The following is a 212-nucleotide window of genomic DNA, read 5'->3' as shown; positions in this document are numbered from 1 at the left end:
CCTCAACTTCTTTTGTTGGTTCTTTTATTTCTTCTTTCGATCCTTCAACTTCTTTTGTCGATTCTTTTACTTCTTCTTTTGATCCTTCAACTTCTTTTGCTGGTTCTTTTACTTCTTCTTTCGTTTCTTCAACTTCTTTCGTTGGCTCTTTTACTTCTTCTTTCGCTTCTTCAACTTCTTTTGTTCCTTCAACTTCTGTTGTTGGCTCTTTC

Annotated in this window: 1 protein-coding gene; it reads right to left on the bottom strand. The window is 34.9% G+C overall.

What is annotated here, in order from left to right:
* Positions 1-212, bottom strand: a 212-nt coding sequence (locus tag MR071_RS25990; RefSeq protein WP_242238253.1) for a hypothetical protein, incomplete at both ends; no start/stop codon positions are given.

Source organism: Bacillus cereus group sp. BfR-BA-01316 (genome assembly GCF_022664195.1).
Classification (GTDB): domain Bacteria; phylum Bacillota; class Bacilli; order Bacillales; family Bacillaceae_G; genus Bacillus_A.
The sequence above is the reverse complement of the archived record's forward strand: the minus strand, read 5'-3'. Positions and strand labels throughout refer to the sequence as shown.